12 protein-coding genes and 2 riboswitches are annotated in these 15716 nt (G+C 61.2%); of the genes, 5 read left to right on the top strand and 7 right to left on the bottom strand.

Going from position 1 to position 15716, the window contains the following annotated elements:
* Position 1: 1 nt before the first annotated feature.
* Genes AWB64_RS05900 through AWB64_RS05885 form a run of 4 tightly spaced genes read left to right on the top strand, consistent with a single transcriptional unit; the run spans position 2 to position 3996 of the window.
* Positions 2–919, top strand: a complete 918-nt coding sequence (locus AWB64_RS05900) for an ABC transporter permease subunit (RefSeq protein WP_060817649.1) — start codon at positions 2–4, stop codon at positions 917–919.
* 2 nt (positions 920–921) lie between these two features.
* Positions 922–1917 carry an ABC transporter ATP-binding protein gene (locus tag AWB64_RS05895; RefSeq protein ID WP_060817648.1) on the top strand — a complete coding sequence of 332 codons (996 nt, stop codon included), beginning with the start codon at positions 922–924 and terminating at the stop codon, positions 1915–1917.
* Positions 1914–2918, top strand: a complete 1005-nt coding sequence (locus AWB64_RS05890) for a peptide ABC transporter ATP-binding protein (protein ID WP_060817647.1) — start codon at positions 1914–1916, stop codon at positions 2916–2918. Before AWB64_RS05895 ends, AWB64_RS05890 begins: the two co-directional genes overlap by 4 nt.
* Entirely contained in the window at positions 2911–3996 is a 1086-nt protein-coding gene (locus AWB64_RS05885; RefSeq protein ID WP_060817646.1) for a TraB/GumN family protein, read from the top strand. The genes AWB64_RS05890 and AWB64_RS05885 overlap by 8 nt, the downstream gene beginning before the upstream one ends.
* Before the next feature lie 48 nt (positions 3997–4044).
* On the opposite strand, the gene AWB64_RS05880 is transcribed toward AWB64_RS05885, so the two are convergent.
* The 7 genes from AWB64_RS05880 to AWB64_RS05850 form a co-directional block, all read right to left on the bottom strand.
* Entirely contained in the window at positions 4045–5433 is a 1389-nt protein-coding gene (locus tag AWB64_RS05880) for an L-serine ammonia-lyase (protein ID WP_060817645.1), read from the bottom strand.
* 29 nt (positions 5434–5462) lie between these two features.
* On the bottom strand, positions 5463–6566 hold the full coding sequence (locus tag AWB64_RS05875) for an alginate lyase family protein (protein ID WP_060817644.1): 1104 nt from the start codon (positions 6564–6566) through the stop codon (positions 5463–5465).
* Positions 6567–6672: 106 nt separating this feature from the next.
* Positions 6673–9600, bottom strand: coding sequence for an aminomethyl-transferring glycine dehydrogenase (gcvP, locus tag AWB64_RS05870; RefSeq protein WP_060817643.1), 2928 nt, complete (start codon positions 9598–9600; stop codon positions 6673–6675).
* A 65-nt stretch (positions 9601–9665) separates the two neighbouring features.
* Positions 9666–10046 carry a glycine cleavage system protein GcvH gene (gene gcvH, locus AWB64_RS05865; protein WP_060817642.1) on the bottom strand — a complete coding sequence of 127 codons (381 nt, stop codon included), beginning with the start codon at positions 10044–10046 and terminating at the stop codon, positions 9666–9668.
* Between the two features lie 65 nt (positions 10047–10111).
* The gene (gene gcvT, locus AWB64_RS05860; RefSeq protein WP_060817641.1) at positions 10112–11236 is read right to left on the bottom strand and encodes a glycine cleavage system aminomethyltransferase GcvT; all 1125 of its coding nucleotides are present in this window, start codon (positions 11234–11236) and stop codon (positions 10112–10114) included.
* Between the two features lie 107 nt (positions 11237–11343).
* Positions 11344–11477: riboswitch (glycine riboswitch) on the bottom strand.
* Between the two features lie 43 nt (positions 11478–11520).
* Positions 11521–11635, bottom strand: a riboswitch (glycine riboswitch).
* A gap of 107 nt (positions 11636–11742) precedes the next feature.
* Entirely contained in the window at positions 11743–12120 is a 378-nt protein-coding gene (locus tag AWB64_RS05855) for a hypothetical protein (protein ID WP_060817640.1), read from the bottom strand.
* A gap of 145 nt (positions 12121–12265) precedes the next feature.
* Positions 12266–13312, bottom strand: a complete 1047-nt coding sequence (locus tag AWB64_RS05850) for an oxidoreductase (protein ID WP_060817639.1) — start codon at positions 13310–13312, stop codon at positions 12266–12268.
* Between the two features lie 273 nt (positions 13313–13585).
* Here AWB64_RS05850 and AWB64_RS05845 point away from each other — a divergent pair, with 273 nt between their 5' ends.
* Positions 13586–15682, top strand: coding sequence for a UvrD-helicase domain-containing protein (locus AWB64_RS05845; protein ID WP_060817796.1), 2097 nt, complete (start codon positions 13586–13588; stop codon positions 15680–15682).
* Positions 15683–15716: the final 34 nt, after the last annotated feature.

Raw genomic sequence — 15716 nt, 5'->3', positions numbered from 1 at the left:
AATGGCCGATATCCAAAACAATCCCGGCGCATTGACGCCCATTCCCACCGGCCGCTTTCTGGCGGGCCGCGAATTCTGGGCCAACTTTTCGCGCAATCGCGGCGCGGTCGTGGCCGGCGCTATTGTGTTGATCCTGATCTTCATCGCGATCTTCGCGCCGTTGATCGCACCACATAGTCCTATCGAGCAATATCGCGATAACGTCAAGATCCCGCCCGCGTGGCTCGAAGGCGGAAACTGGCACTTTGTTCTCGGCACCGACGAAGCCGGCCGCGACATCCTCTCGCGCCTGATGTACGGCGCGCGGCTGTCGTTCTGGATCGGTTTCGTGTCGGTCGTGCTGGCGCTGATTCCGGGCATCGTGCTCGGGTTGATCGCCGCGTTCTTCCAGAAATGGGCCGATACACCCATCATGCGCGTCATGGACGTGCTGCTCGCGTTGCCTTCGCTGTTGCTGGCGGTTGCGGTGGTCGCGATCATCGGACCGGGGCTGGTCAATACCATGCTCGCCATCGCGATCGTTGCGTTGCCGGGTTATGTGCGTCTGACGCGCGCCGCCGCGCTTGGCGAATTGCAGCGCGAGTACGTGACGGCGTCGCGCGTGGCGGGAGCCGGCACCGTGCGGCTGATGTTCTCGCAAGTGCTGCCGAACTGCGCCGCGCCGTTGATCGTGCAGGCGACGCTTGGCTTTTCATCCGCGATTCTCGATGCCGCCGCGCTCGGCTTTCTCGGCCTGGGCGTTCAGCCGCCCGCGGCCGAGTGGGGCGCCATGCTGGCGTCGGCGCGAGACTACATTGAAAGCGCGTGGTGGATCGTGACAATGCCAGGCTTGTCCATCCTGATTTCGGTGCTGGTGATCAATCTGCTCGGCGACGGTTTGCGCGACGCGCTCGACCCCAAACTCAAGCGGATGGCGTGACCATGGAAGACCTTCTCACTATCCGCAATCTCGCCGTCAGCTTTAACGGCTTGCCTGCCGTCGATCGTATCGATATTTCCGTGAAACCCGGCGAAGTGGTTGGCGTTGTCGGTGAATCGGGTTCGGGCAAGAGCGTCACGATGATGGCGCTGATGGGCCTGATCGACGCACCCGGAATCGTCACCGCCGATCAGATCACGTTCAATGGCACCGACTTGTTGAAGGCGTCGGCGCGGCAGCGCAGGAGGATCATCGGCAAGGACATCGCAATGGTTTTCCAGGACGCGCTTTCCAGCCTGAATCCGAGCTATACGGTCGGTTATCAGATCAAGGAAGTTTTAAGGCTTCACGAAGGTTTGCGCGGATCGAAGCTGCATCAACGTGCGCTGGAATTGCTCGATCAAGTCGGGATTCCCGATGCAAAAAGCCGTATCGATGCGTTCCCGCATCAGATGTCCGGCGGCATGAACCAGCGCGTGATGATCGCGATGGCCGTTGCGTGCAACCCGAAGCTCCTGATCGCCGACGAACCCACGACCGCGCTCGACGTCACCATCCAGGCGCAGATCATGGAGCTGCTGGTGAAGTTGCAGAAGGAACGCGGCATGGCGCTCGTGCTGATTTCGCACGATCTGGCGGTTGTGTCGGAAGTCGCGCAGCGCGTGGCCGTCATGTACGCGGGCGAAATCATCGAAACGAATCACGTGCCGACGATCTTCAGCGAGCCGCATCATCCGTACACGGAAGCGTTGCTTGCGGCGATTCCGGAGCACAGCCGCGGGGCGGAGCGTCTTGCCGCGCTGCCGGGCATGGTGCCGGGCCGCGATGATCGTCCGACCGGATGCCTGTTCGCGCCGCGCTGCAAATACGCCGTCGATGATTGCCGCCGCGCGCGTCCCGCGCTCTTTCAACTCGCTCCGAACGATCCTGCAGTGCGCGCACGATGCATCAAGCCGCTGAACATGGAACTCGTGGCAGAACACGGAGGCGCGCAATGAACGCAGTTCCTCAAGCAACGGCTCAAGATACGGTTCTCGTCGCCGATAAACTCACCAGGCACTACAACGTCAAACGCAGCATGTTCGCGCACGGCACGGTGAAAGCGCTCAACGGCGTGTCGTTCTCGCTCCAGCGGGGCAAGACACTTGCCGTGGTGGGCGAATCCGGCTGCGGCAAATCGACGCTGGCGCGCCAGTTGACCATGATCGAGGCGCCCACGTCGGGACGATTGTTGATCGATGGCGAGGATGTGGCGGACGCGAATCGCGCGAAAGTCGCCGATTTGCGGCAACGCGTGCAAATGGTGTTTCAGAATCCGTTTGCGTCGCTGAATCCGCGCAAGACCGTGGAACAGACGCTCGGCGAGCCGCTTGCGATCAACACGAAGTTGTCGGCGTCCGAACGCGCCGAGCGGATCGCGCACATGATGCGCACAGTCGGGCTTCGGCCCGAACATGCGGCTCGGTATCCGCACATGTTCTCGGGCGGCCAGCGGCAACGGGTGGCGATTGCGCGCGCGATGATTCTCGACCCGCAGATTCTTGTTGCCGACGAACCTGTGTCGGCGCTGGATGTATCGATTCAGGCGCAGATCCTGAACCTGTTCATGGATCTGCAACAGCAGTTCGGGACGAGTTATGTGTTCATCTCGCACAACTTGTCGGTCGTGGAACATATCGCCGACGACGTCATGGTGATGTATTTTGGCGGTGTTGCCGAACTTGGGGACAAAGCGACGATTTATGCGCGGCCGCGGCATCCGTACACGCGGGCGCTGATGTCGGCGACACCTGCTTTGTTCGAAGAAGACCGGCGCATCAAGATCCGGCTGCAAGGCGAAATGCCGTCGCCGCTGAACCCTCCATCAGGTTGCACATTTCACCAGCGCTGCCCGTATGCAATCGATAAATGCCGCGTGGAAGAACCGGCGCTGCGTTTCGTCGATGGGCGGCACGTGTCGTGTCACCGCGCCGAGGAGGTTGGGGAAGTCGATGCCTGACGCAACGGCGGCGCGGCAGGTTGCGCGCCGCGGTGTTGTGCTTGCTGTTGTTGCGGTGGTTGCGGCTTCGTGTTTTCTGGCACGTGCCGCCTTTGCGCTGACGGGCGTGGCGGCGCCGCCCACGCCATCTGCGGCGCCTTCTGCCTCATTGCCCGGTTTGCGCGTGCCGACGCCGCGTGCAACCGCGCCCGATATCACCGACCGGTCCGAAGGCACCACCGCGAGCGGCCCGGTTCGGGCGCAACCGGCGCACATGCCGTTCTACGTGGCCACGCGCGGCCAGACCACCATCTATTTGCTTGGCACGCTGCATGTGGGGTATCCGGACGATTATCCGGCCAGCATGCCGTTTCGCAAGCCTATTCTTGGCGCGCTCGATGCATCGCCGACTTTGGCGCTCGAAATCTCGCCCGATGATTTGCTGGTATCGCAGGATGAGGTCAGCAAGTATGGGACGTGCCGCGTGCCTTGCTTGCAGCGCGCGTTGCCCGATGCGTTGTGGAAGCGTCTGGAAGCGCGCTTGCGCGGCAACCCGGCCATGCTCGCCGATATCAGCCGGTCGCGGCCCTGGCTTGCGTCGATGCTGGTTGAAACCGTCGATACACTGAAGGCGGGTTTTCAGACCGAGTACGGTTCCGAGACGCAGTTGCAGAATGTGTATTTGCGGCCGCGCGGGCGGGTGGTTGGGCTTGAGACCATTAGCGAGCAGATATCGGCGTTCACGCGACTGACGCAGGCGCAGCAGCGCGAAATGCTTGCGCAGGATCTGGCGCAGACTCCTGCGGAGAATATTGCTGATGTGAAGGAGTTGCATCGGTTGTGGCGCATTGGCGATGCGGACGCGTTGAAGGCTTGGGACGATGCGAAGACGGAGAAGATCGCACGGTCAAAGGTGCTGGCGGCGCAAATCGATAACCGCCTGGTTTATGACCGGAATTATCGGTTTGTGGCGAGGGCGGTTTTGCTGGCGGCGCCGAATAAGCCGATTTTTGTGGCTATCGGGGCATTGCACTTAGGGGGGAAGCGAGGCGTGCTGGCGTTGTTGAGGAAGCGCGGGTTTGTGGTCGAAGGGGCCTAAGGCGGGGCATTGGCATTTGGGGAGGTCAGGAACCCCAAAGCGCAGCAATCAACACTCGACTATATTCACCGCTAACCCACCCCGCGAGGTCTCCTTATACTTCGTCTTCATATCCGCGCCGGTCTGCATCATGGTCTTGATAACGGAATCAAGCGAAACATAATGACTGCCATCCCCGCGCATTGCCATGCGCGCCGCATTGACGGCTTTCATCGATCCCATTGCGTTGCGTTCAATGCACGGAATCTGCACCATCCCGCCAACCGGATCGCAGGTCAGCCCAAGGTTGTGTTCCATGCCGATTTCAGCCGCGTTCTCAACCTGCGTCGGCGTTCCGCCCATTACCGCCGCCAAACCTGCCGCAGCCATAGAACAGGCAACACCCACTTCACCCTGACACCCAACTTCTGCGCCGGATATCGACGCGTTCATCTTGTACAGAATGCCAATGGCCGCCGCCGTCAGCAAAAAGTCGATCACGCCCTGCTGGCTCGACCCCGGCATGAACCTGTCGTAGTAATGCAGCACGGACGGAATGATGCCCGCCGCGCCATTGGTCGGTGCCGTCACCACCCGCCCGCCCACAGCGTTTTCCTCATTCACGGCAATCGCGTAAAGATTGATCCAGTCGATCATGGAAAGCGGATCGCGCAACGCCTGCTCAGGCTTCCCAACCAGCGCGCGATACAAAACCGGCGCCCGCCGCTTGACCTGAAACGGCCCAGGAAGGCAACCGTCCGCATCGGGATTATCGATACCGCAACCGCGCTTCACGCACGACTGCATCACGTCCCAAATGCGCAGCAAACCCGACCGGATCTCGTCTTCGCTGCGCCAGACACGCTCGTTGTCCCACATCAATTGCGCTACGGACTTGCCGGTATCGCGGCAGAGCGCGAGCAGTTCGTCGCCGGACTGAAACGCATACGGCAATTGTTCGATAGCAGTCAGCACCTTCGCATTCGATGCCCCCGCCGTCACCACAAACCCGCCGCCAACAGAAAGATACGTGGCGTCGCGCAACGACGCGCCAGCGGCATCGAAGGCATGGAGTTTCATGCCGTTCGGATGCTCTGCAAGCGCCTGCCGCAAAAACGCAATGTGATCCTTCTGCACGAACGGAATCTCGTGCCGGCCGAGCAACGCAAGCTTTTTGGTCGTGCGCACGCTTTCGAGCCGTGGGCTGATCGTGCTGGCGTCGACGGTGTCGGGCGCGTCGCCCATCAAGCCGAGCATCACGCCGCGATCCGTGCCGTGCCCTTTGCCCGTTGCCCCAAGCGACCCATACAACTCGCACTTCACGGAAGCCGTTGCGTCGAGCAAACCATCGCGTTCGAGCCCTTGTACGAACATCAAGGCCGCTCGCATAGGCCCGACCGTATGCGAACTGGACGGACCGATGCCGATTTTGAAAAGGTCGAAAACGCTGACTGCCATGACTGCTCCTGCAAAGTGCCGCTAAGAAATCATCGCGCCGGCAGCGGCAGGCAAACCGCCAGCCACGCGGGCGGCGTGGGCGCGAGGCGCAGCGCAATAGGCGTATAGCGCCCGTCGAGCCGCGCTGACAGATGAAACAATTCGGCCGCGTTCTTGGGATCCCATTGACCGGAAAAACCGGGCAGGCCGGCTTCACGGCGGCTGGCGTCGAAGGGCACTTTGGAATTCACGAATTCGTCATGCGTGCGCGTGCCCAGCGCATACGGCGTCAGCCAGTTCAACGCGCCAGCCAGCGTTGCGCCGGATTGCGCGCGTTCACCAAGCCAGTTCCGGTTGTGCCGGCGTGCAGCGAGCGCGGCCGTCACCAGCGGCTGAAGATCGTAGGTCACGTAATGCAGCGCATCGCGCTCGGCGAAATCGACGGTCGAGCCATCGGGCGCAATGTTGTCGCCAATATGTTCCACATAGAGACGCTGCGCCGCGTTGATGAGCTTGCGGTCGTCGGTCGTGAACGCGCCCATCGCGATCAGCTTGATCCTGTGACTCTGCCAGTTGTTCCGGTATGTGCCCGCGAGCGGCCGCTTTTGTTTATCGATATCCGCAATGTAGCCCGTCACCATTTTCGTGATGAACGCATTCGCGGCGTTGCGCGTCTTCACGGGCAGCGCGCTCGCGGTCAGGTCGTAGGCCAGAATCAGCGACTCGAAATTCGTTTCATCGATAGGATTGAAACTCGGCTGATAAATCGTCGCCCACGCAAACAGAAACCGGTCGACAAGACGCAAGTACGCTTCGTTTCCTGTCGCGCGCCAGGCAAGCGCGGCATCGCGCATCAACGACAAATCCTTTTCCGCCTGCTCGCTTTCGTCGCGAATGCCCTGATGCGGCAACGTGCCTTCCGTGTGCAACGTTGCCCGCGCCTTCGGCTGCTCGTTCAAATGCGCCTGCACCATCTTTACCAACGCTTTCACGCCCGGATCGGCGTTCGTGCGCTCGCTGTTCTGCATCGCGGGCGCGGCGCAAAAATTCATTGCAGCGCTCGCGCTCTGCGCGCTCAACGCCGTCGCTGCGAGGGCCGCGACAATCGCCGGAACACGCCACGTCTTGTTCACCATCCGCACCTGTCGCGCCATGCAAAACTCCCTGATTGGCTTCGTTCGGGTGAGATGGTATCTGGTGTTGCGTGAATCCGGCAAAACCGTGCAGCTTCGGCCAAGCCACACGGTTGAAGCAAGTGCTTTATTCGCCGTACTCTGATAACGGAATGCACGAGCAGAACAGGTTGCGGTCGCCATATGCGTTGTCCGCACGGCCAACCGGCGGCCAGTACTTGCGCGTAACCAGCGACTCCACCGGATACGCCGCCGTCTCACGCGAATAGGCGTGCGTCCATGCGTCCGCGACAACGACCGCCGCCGTGTGAGGCGCGTGCTTCAGCGGATTGTCTTCGCGATCCGACCTGCCTTCCTCGACCGCACGGATTTCGTCGCGAATGGCGATCATTGCATCGATAAACCGATCCAGTTCCTCCTTCGATTCCGACTCGGTTGGCTCGACCATCAGCGTGCCCGGAACCGGGAAGCTCATGGTCGGCGCGTGGAAACCGTAATCGATCAGGCGCTTCGCGACGTCTTCGACGGAAATGCCGCTCGTCTCTTTCAGCGGACGCAGATCGAGAATGCATTCGTGCGCAACCAGACCGCCCGCGCCGCTGTACAGCACGGGGTAATGCAGCGCGAGGCGCTTGGCCACATAGTTCGCGGCGAGGATTGCGCTTTCGGTCGCGGCCGTCAGACCTTGCGCGCCCATCATGGCGATATACATCCATGAGATCGGCAAGATTGCGGCCGATCCATAAGGCGCCGACGATACCGCGCCAATCCCGGCTGCGTCGCGTTGATAACCGGTGGAATGCTGGTTCGGCAGGAACTTCGCCAGATGCGCGCCGACCGCAACCGGGCCTACGCCCGGTCCGCCGCCGCCGTGCGGAATGCAGAACGTCTTGTGCAGGTTCAGGTGCGACACGTCGCCACCGAACTGGCCCGGCGCGGTCAGGCCGACCATCGCGTTCATGTTCGCGCCGTCCACATAAACCTGGCCGCCGTGCGCATGCACGATCTCGCAGATTTCGCGCACGTTCGCTTCGAACACGCCATGCGTGGACGGATACGTGATCATGATCGCCGCGAGATTTGCAGCGTGCTTTTCGGCTTTGGCTTTCAGGTCGGCTATATCGATGTTGCCTTGTTCATCGCACGCAACGACCACGACCTGCATGCCCGCCATTTGCGCAGACGCTGGATTCGTCCCGTGCGCCGACGACGGAATCAAGCAGATGTTCCTGTGCCCTTCGCCGCGCGACGCGTGATATGCGTGGATGATCAGCAAGCCGGCGTATTCGCCTTGCGAGCCGGCATTCGGTTGCAGCGATACCGCCGCGTAGCCGGTACACGCGACCAGCATCTGTTCGAGCTGATCGATCATGGTCCTGTAACCGACGGTCTGCTCAGCCGGCGCGAACGGATGAATCTGCGCGAATTCCGGCCACGTCACGGGCAGCATTTCCGACGTTGCATTCAGTTTCATCGTGCAGGAACCGAGCGGGATCATGGTGCGATCGAGCGCCAGATCCTTGTCCGCGAGACTGCGCAGATAGCGCAGCATTTCGTGCTCGGAATGATGGCGGTTGAACACCGGATGCGTGAGATATTCGCTCGTGCGTTCCAGCGTTTTCGGCAACGAGGATTGGGCGTCGGAATCCAGCGCGTCGATATCGAACGTTTCCGTCTTGCCCGCCACTTCCGCGAACAACGCGAAGAGCTTGAGCAGGTCGTCGCGCGATGTGGTTTCGTCGACGGAAACGCCTACATGCGTTGCATCGATATGGCGCAGATTCACATGCACCGCCGACGCCGCCTGATGCAACGCCGTGGTGTTCGCGCCGCTGACGATGGTGACGGTATCGAAAAAGGTTTCGTTCGCGAGCGTATAACCGAGCTTCTGCACGCCGGCCGCGAAGATGGACGCCACGCGATTCACGCGCAACGCGATGGTCTTCAGGCCCTGCGGCCCGTGATACACGGCGTACATGCTGGCCATGATCGCGAGCAGCGCCTGCGCCGTACATACATTCGATGTCGCCTTTTCACGGCGAATATGCTGTTCACGCGTTTGCAGCGCGAGACGCAGCGCGTGCTTGCCCTGGGCGTCGACGGTCACGCCGACCAGACGGCCCGGCATCTGGCGCTTGAAGTCATCGCGAACGGCCATGTAGGCCGCGTGCGGACCGCCGAAACCGACCGGCACGCCAAAGCGCTGTGTATTGCCGATAGCCACGTCCGCACCCCATTCGCCCGGCGGCGTGAGCAGCGTGAGCGCGAGCAAATCCGCCGCCGCGATCACGAAGCCGCCAGCCGCGTGGACGGCTTCCGTCAACGCGCGGTAATCGTGCACGTCGCCATTCGCGCCGGGATATTGCAGCAAGACGCCGAACGCGTTCGCCGTGGCGGCGTTGGCGGCGGGGCCCACTTTCACTTCGATACCCGCGGGTTTCGCACGCGTCTGCACGACTTCAATGGTCTGCGGCAACACGTCGTCGGCAATATAGAACACGTTCGATTTCGGCTTGCCCACGCGCTGAAGCAGCGTCATGGCTTCGGCGGCGGCGGTGGCTTCATCGAGCAAGGAAGCGTTCGACATGGCGAGGCCCGTCAGGTCGATCACCATTTGCTGGAAGTTCAGCAACGCTTCCAGCCGGCCTTGCGAAATCTCCGGCTGATACGGCGTGTAAGCCGTGTACCACGCCGGGTTTTCAAGCACGTTACGCAGGATCACCGCAGGCGTGTGCGTGCCGTAATAACCCTGGCCGATATAGTTTCTGAACACCAGGTTCTGATCCGCCAGCTTCCTCAGCGAAGCCAGCGCTTCCGCCTCGCTCTTTGGCTGCGTGAACGCGCCGAGCGGCAGCGTTTCGTGACGCCGGATAGCTTCGGGAATCACCGCGTCGATGAACGCCGCGCGCGACGCAAAACCAAGCGCCTCGAGCATGGCATGCTGGTCGGCCGCATCCGGGCCAATGTGCCGCTGGGCGAAGGCGTCGTGGCATTCGAGCGCGGCGAGGGACAAGGATGAACGGTTCATCAGGCGATCCGGGTGTTCGAGCTTCATGAGAATTCCTGCTGGTGCGGCGTGTTTTTCATGGGCAAACACGCCGCACGGTCGAAAGAGAAGTTTTACTCGCCGATCGACGTGCCGTAAGCACCGGCGTCGATCAACCGATCCGTGTTGGCGTCGGCGGCGGGCTTGATCTTGAAGAGCCAGCTTTCATACGGCGAACCGTTGATCTGGTCCGGCGTGCCCGTCAACGCGTCATTCGCGCCGACGATTTCACCCGAGACGGGCGCATAGATATCGGAGGCGGCTTTCACCGATTCGATGACCGCAATGGCGTCGCCTGCGGCAACGGTCTTGCCGATCGGCGGCAATTCGACGAACACCACGTCGCCCAATGCTTCCTGCGCGTGATCCGTGATGCCTACGGTCAAGGTGCCGTCGGATTCGGTGCGCACCCATTCGTGCGATTCGGTGTATTTGAGGTCGGCCGGGATGCTCATTCGGATGCTCCAGTTTGTCTTTGAGGGTGGACGTGCGTGGCTTTTTCGCGAGCGTTCGGAAGTGCTTAAAGCGCCGTCAGAACCTTGCCGTTGCGCACGAACGGCAGTTTTACCACGCTTGCCGGCAGTTGTTTGTCGCGGATGACGACGTGCACTTGATCGCCCGGTTTCACGCTCGCCGGCACCCGGGCGAACGCGATGGATTCCTGCATCGAGGGCGAGAAAGTCCCGCTTGTGATTTCGCCTTCGCCGTCGGCCGTGACGACTTTCTGATGCGCACGAAGCACGCCGCCGGCGCGACCGTTTTCCTTCTGCAGGATCAAGCCGACAAAGCGCGCCTTCGATCCGTTCGCTTCCAGCGCCGCACGTCCTACGAAAGCACGGTTTTTATCGTTCAGATCGACGGTCCACGAAAGTCCCGCGTCGAGCGGCGAGACCGTGTCGTCCATGTCCTGGCCGTAGAGATTCATGCCGGCTTCCAGACGCAGCGTGTCGCGTGCGCCGAGGCCCGCCGGTTTCACGCCAAGCGCCACCAGCGCGTTCCAGAATTTCTCCACTTGCGTGGCCGGGACAACGACTTCGAAGCCGTCCTCGCCCGTGTAGCCGGTGCGCGCGATCATCACGCCGCCTAATGACGATTCCGGGAACTGCACGGCGTTGAAGGGTTTGAGTTCGGCGGTTGCGTCGCGCGTTTCCGGCAGCACTTGCCAGACCTTTTCGCGCGCGTTCGGACCTTGCACGGCGACGATCGCGAAATCGCGGCGCGGCGTGATCGTGAGGCCGAAGCCGCCTTCAGCGTTCAAATGGCCGAACCATGCAATGTCTTTCTCGGCGGTGCCGGCGTTCACAACGACGCGGAAGTTGTCATCGGCGAAGTAATAGACAATCAAGTCGTCGATCACGCCGCCTTCCGGGTTCAGCAGGCAGGAGTAGAGCGCCTTGCCGGGAACGGTCAGCTTGTCGACGTTGTTTGCGATTGCATACTTGAAGAATTCGCGCGCCTTGTCGCCGGTGAAATCGACCACGCGCATGTGCGACACGTCGAACATGCCGGCATCGGTACGCACCGCATGGTGTTCGTCGATCTGCGAACCGTAGTTGACGGGCATGTCCCAGCCGCCGAAATCGACCATGCGCGCGTTGAGCGCGATGTGCGTGGCGTGCAAGGGCGTGTGTTGAAGATCAGACATGGAGCGGGGCCTCGGGCGTTCGCGAAAACAAAAAAAGGCCATGCAGCAATCCCGCTCGGAGTTTGGCGTTTGCAAGCGCAAAGCCCAAACCGCGTAGCGATCCTGTACATGACCCCTCTGTCCTCGGTACCTGAGAGATTGCACGCCATCAAGCCGATGCTTCGGCTTACAACGCGCGCCCCTTCGGTGGGCAACTGGCCGGTATTTCTTTCAGCCGATGCCGCTCTCCAGAGTGCGAATTTCCGTTTTGCGCCTGATTAAAGGCTTCGCACATAAACGGAACTTCGACGCAGCCGGTCCTTTTGCCTGAGAGTTTTTGGGTGTGCCCCTTCGGCGGCGCTGCTTCGTTTGCTGTGTCAATCGACAAACAGGATCAGCGCGCTCTCCCGACGCGTGCGGCGAATTTACGCGACCGATATACGAATGTCAAACGAGGTTTGCTGATAGCGGCATGAGAAAGCCTAATGGCGGGCGCTCGCTGGCAACGCCCGCCGGGCCGATCGAACTTACTGGATTGCGTGCTGCACGCCGTCGAGTTCGCCATTCAGCGTGCGCTGTTCTTCGCCGGACAAACCGCCGCCGTGTTGCGAAGCCATATCGCGTGATTCCTGGCGAATCACATCCAGCCGATGATGGAATGCATCGCCCTGTGGCGGCGGATAAAAGCCCTGGTTCACGCGCTGATCGACATGGCGCCACATCGAATTGATCCGCCCGTTGACCTGATCCATTCTGTGCACCGCTTCGGCATGCGGATCGGGACGCGCGGGCGTTTCCCGGACGACATCGACTTGCCGCGTCGGCTCGACAACACACGCCGCAAGCGACCCCACGAGCGCAGCGCCAATCAGCGCGCGTGCGCAACTTTGCTTGAATGTCAGCATGAAAGTTCTCCCCTTGTGATTTTTAAGATAAGAGCGGACGACCGGAGAAGAACGGTTCGCAGACCACCCTGGCTGACGCGAGAGCGGCCTGCGAATGTAACGCTGTGTGTTTGAAAGACAGGCGTGAGGCGGTTGTCAGCGCCGCCTATTGCAGTCGCTTGAAGTCGATGCGGCGTCCTTTGGCGTTGCTGCGGATGGCGATATCGATAATCGTCATGACGTCGACGGCATCCTGCGCCGCGATTGGAAACTCCTTGCCATCGAGCACCGACGCCGCCAGCGACCGATAAAACTCCGCATAAGCACCGTCGCGCGTGGCGAATTCCTGGCGCAGATCGTGGTCGCCGTCGACTTCGCGCAAGAGGCCGGGCGGATTCTTGCCGAATTCCGCGTTGCCGGGGCGCAAACCGGCTTTGAGCTGGTCTTCCTGAACATCGAGCCCGGTCTTTACATAACTGCCGCGCGTGCCGTGAATGGCGAAGCGCGACGGCTCCAGCGCGGCAAGCGCGCTCGCATGCAGCACGATTTCCTTGTCCGGATAGCCGAGCAGCAAATGGACGTAATCCGGCGCGCTCGCGTGGTCGCGCTGTGCCTTGACGGTCGCGAACACGGTCTGCGGCGCGCCGAAAAGGGCCAAGGCCTGATCGATCAGATGCGGTCCCAGATCGAACAACAACCCGCCTCCGCGCGATGCTTCCTCGCGCCAGCGCTGCGGCACTTTAGGCCGGAACCGGTCGAAATGCGATTCGTAATGCGTGACGCGTCCAAGCCGACCGCTTTCAATCAGGGCGCGCGCGGTCATGAAATCGCCATCCCATCGGCGATTGTGGAACGGCGCGAACAGCAAACCGCGGGCTCTGGCAAGATCGGCGAGCGTTTTGGCGTCCGCGCCGGAAAGTGTGACGGGTTTGTCGACGACCACGTTCTTGCCCGCTTCAAGGGCCTTTTTCGCCATGTCGAAGTGTGTGTCGTTCGGCGTCGCGATCACGATGCATTCAAGGTCGCCGAGCGCGAGCAACGCGTCGAAATCGGCGACGATCGTGGCGTTCGGATAATCGGCCAGCGCCCGCTCGGGCTTGCCCGTGGCAATGGCGGCGAGTGTCGCGCGACCGCAATGTTCGATCACCGGCGCGTGGAAGGTCTCGCCGGCAAAGCCATAGCCCATCAGGCCGACTTTTAGAAGTGCTGTCATGCAGGCATCCTGTTTGTGTTGGCGACGCCGGTATTGTGGCACGGGCAAGTTTCAGCCCGGAGCACCGCGCAACGCCTGTTCTTCATGGCGAAAGGGTCAGAACCAATGCCTTCGGCCGACAGTTTCTTCCGTGTTAACATCGCGCTCTCGAAATCGCGGCCGCTCCTGAATTTGATCTTCAAGCGCGTGATTTCGCCCGCTTTCCCGCTCACAACGCGTAATTCCAGCGGCCGCAGGCGTCGCGTGATTTGCGCATCTCAAAGTGTCCGAACGATGTCCGCAGCAGGTATGAACGCCGCGCAATCCGAAGCGGTGCGCTATCTCGATGGTCCATGTCTCGTGCTCGCCGGCGCCGGCAGCGGCAAGACGCGCGTGATCACGCAAAAAATCGCGCATTTGATCGAGCGAAAGGGCTTCGAGCCGAAGCACATTGCCGCGCTGACCTTCACGAACAAGGCCGCTCTCGAAATGCGCGAACGCACGGCAAAACTGCTCGAAGGGAAGACGCTCACGGCGCCCGGCAAGGAAGGCCGCCGTGTGCCGGTGAACCAGCTGACCATCTCGACGTTCCATTCGCTTGGCGTCCAGATCATGCGGCAGGAAGCCGAGCACGTCGGGCTGAAGCCGCAATTCTCGATCATGGATTCCAGCGATTGCTTCGGGATGGTCCAGGAGCAGCTCGGAACCACAGACAAGGGCCTGATCCGCAAGGTCCAGTCGATCATTTCGCTGTGGAAAAACGGCATGGTGTCGCCGGATCAGGCGTCGGCGATGGCGTCGAACGAAGACGAGATGCAGGCTGCCATTGTGTTCCGCAGCTATGTGGCGACGCTGCACGCGTATCAGGCGCTCGATTTTGACGACCTGATCCTGAAGCCCGCGCAGCTTTTCGCAGAGAACGAGCAGGTTCGCGAAAAGTGGCAGAACCGCCTGCGCTACCTGCTGATCGATGAATATCAGGACACGAACGCCTGCCAGTACGAATTGCTGAAACTGCTGGCTGGTCCGCGCGCCGCGTTCACGGCGGTGGGTGACGACGATCAGGCCATCTACGGCTGGCGCGGGGCGACGCTCGAAAACCTCGCGCAATTGGGCAAGGATTTCCCGAAGCTGCATGTGGTGAAGCTGGAGCAGAACTACCGGTCGACGGTTCGCATCCTGACCGCGGCGAACAACGTGATTGCGAACAACCCGAAGCTCTTCGAAAAGAAGCTTTGGTCCGAGCACGGCATGGGTGACTCAATTACCGTGACCGCGTGCAACGACGAAGAGCACGAGGCCGAGTCGGTCGTGTTCCGCTTGTCGGCGCATAAATTCGAGCGGCGCTCGGCGTTTCGGGATTATGCGATTTTGTATCGCGGGAATTTTCAGGCGCGGATATTCGAGCAGGTTTTGCGGCGCGAGCGGATTCCGTATGTGCTGTCCGGCGGACAGTCTTTTTTCGATAAAGCCGAGATCAAGGACATCGTCGCGTATTTGCGGCTGATCGCGAATCCCGACGACGACCCCGCGTTCATCCGCGCGATCACCACGCCACGGCGTGGCGTGGGCAACACGACGCTGGAGGCGCTTGGTGCGTTCGCGGGACAGGCGAAGGTTTCGTTGTTCGAAGCGGTGTTCATGGGCGGGATCGAGGCGCGGTTGTCGGCGCGCCAGGTCGAGCCGTTGCGCGCATTTTGCGACTGGATGCAGCGTCTGTCTGACCGCGCGGGGCGTGATCCGGCAACCGAAGTGCTCAACGACATGATGGAAGCCATTCATTACGAGGCGTATCTCTACGATGCCCACGACGAACGGCAGGCTCAGTCTAAATGGCAGAACGTGCTTGAATTCTGCGAGTGGCTGAAGAAAAAGGGCACGAAGCCGGAAGTGGCGGATGCGGAGGCGACCGGCTACGACAATGCCGACGGTTTCGGCGACGAAGGCAAGAACTTGCTCGGCCTGATCCAGACGGTCGCGCTGATGTCGATGCTCGAAGGCAAGGACGAGAATCCCGATGCCGTGCGGTTGTCCACGGTGCATGCATCGAAGGGACTGGAATATCCGCATGTGTTTCTGGTCGGCGTGGAAGAGGGAATCATGCCGCACCGGGGTAATCCGGACGCCGATGCGGATGCGCCGGTGGACACGGGCCGGATCGAGGAAGAACGGCGGCTGATGTACGTCGCGATCACGCGGGCGCAGCGCAGCTTGCATCTGAACTGGTGCAAGAAACGCAAGCGGGCGCGGGAAACGGTGGTGTGCGAGGCGTCGCGGTTTATCCCGGAAATGCTTTTGGACGATGCCCCGCCGCCAACGGAAGAGGAAGCGCCGATGTCGCCGAAGGATCGGATGGCACGGCTGAAGGAGTTGTTGCAGAAGCCGGCTTGAGGATTGAGCGGTATGAAAACGAAACCCCTGCGTT

This window comes from Caballeronia sordidicola (genome assembly GCF_001544455.2).
Taxonomy (GTDB): domain Bacteria; phylum Pseudomonadota; class Gammaproteobacteria; order Burkholderiales; family Burkholderiaceae; genus Caballeronia; species Caballeronia sordidicola.
The sequence above is the reverse complement of the archived record's forward strand: the minus strand, read 5'-3'. Positions and strand labels throughout refer to the sequence as shown.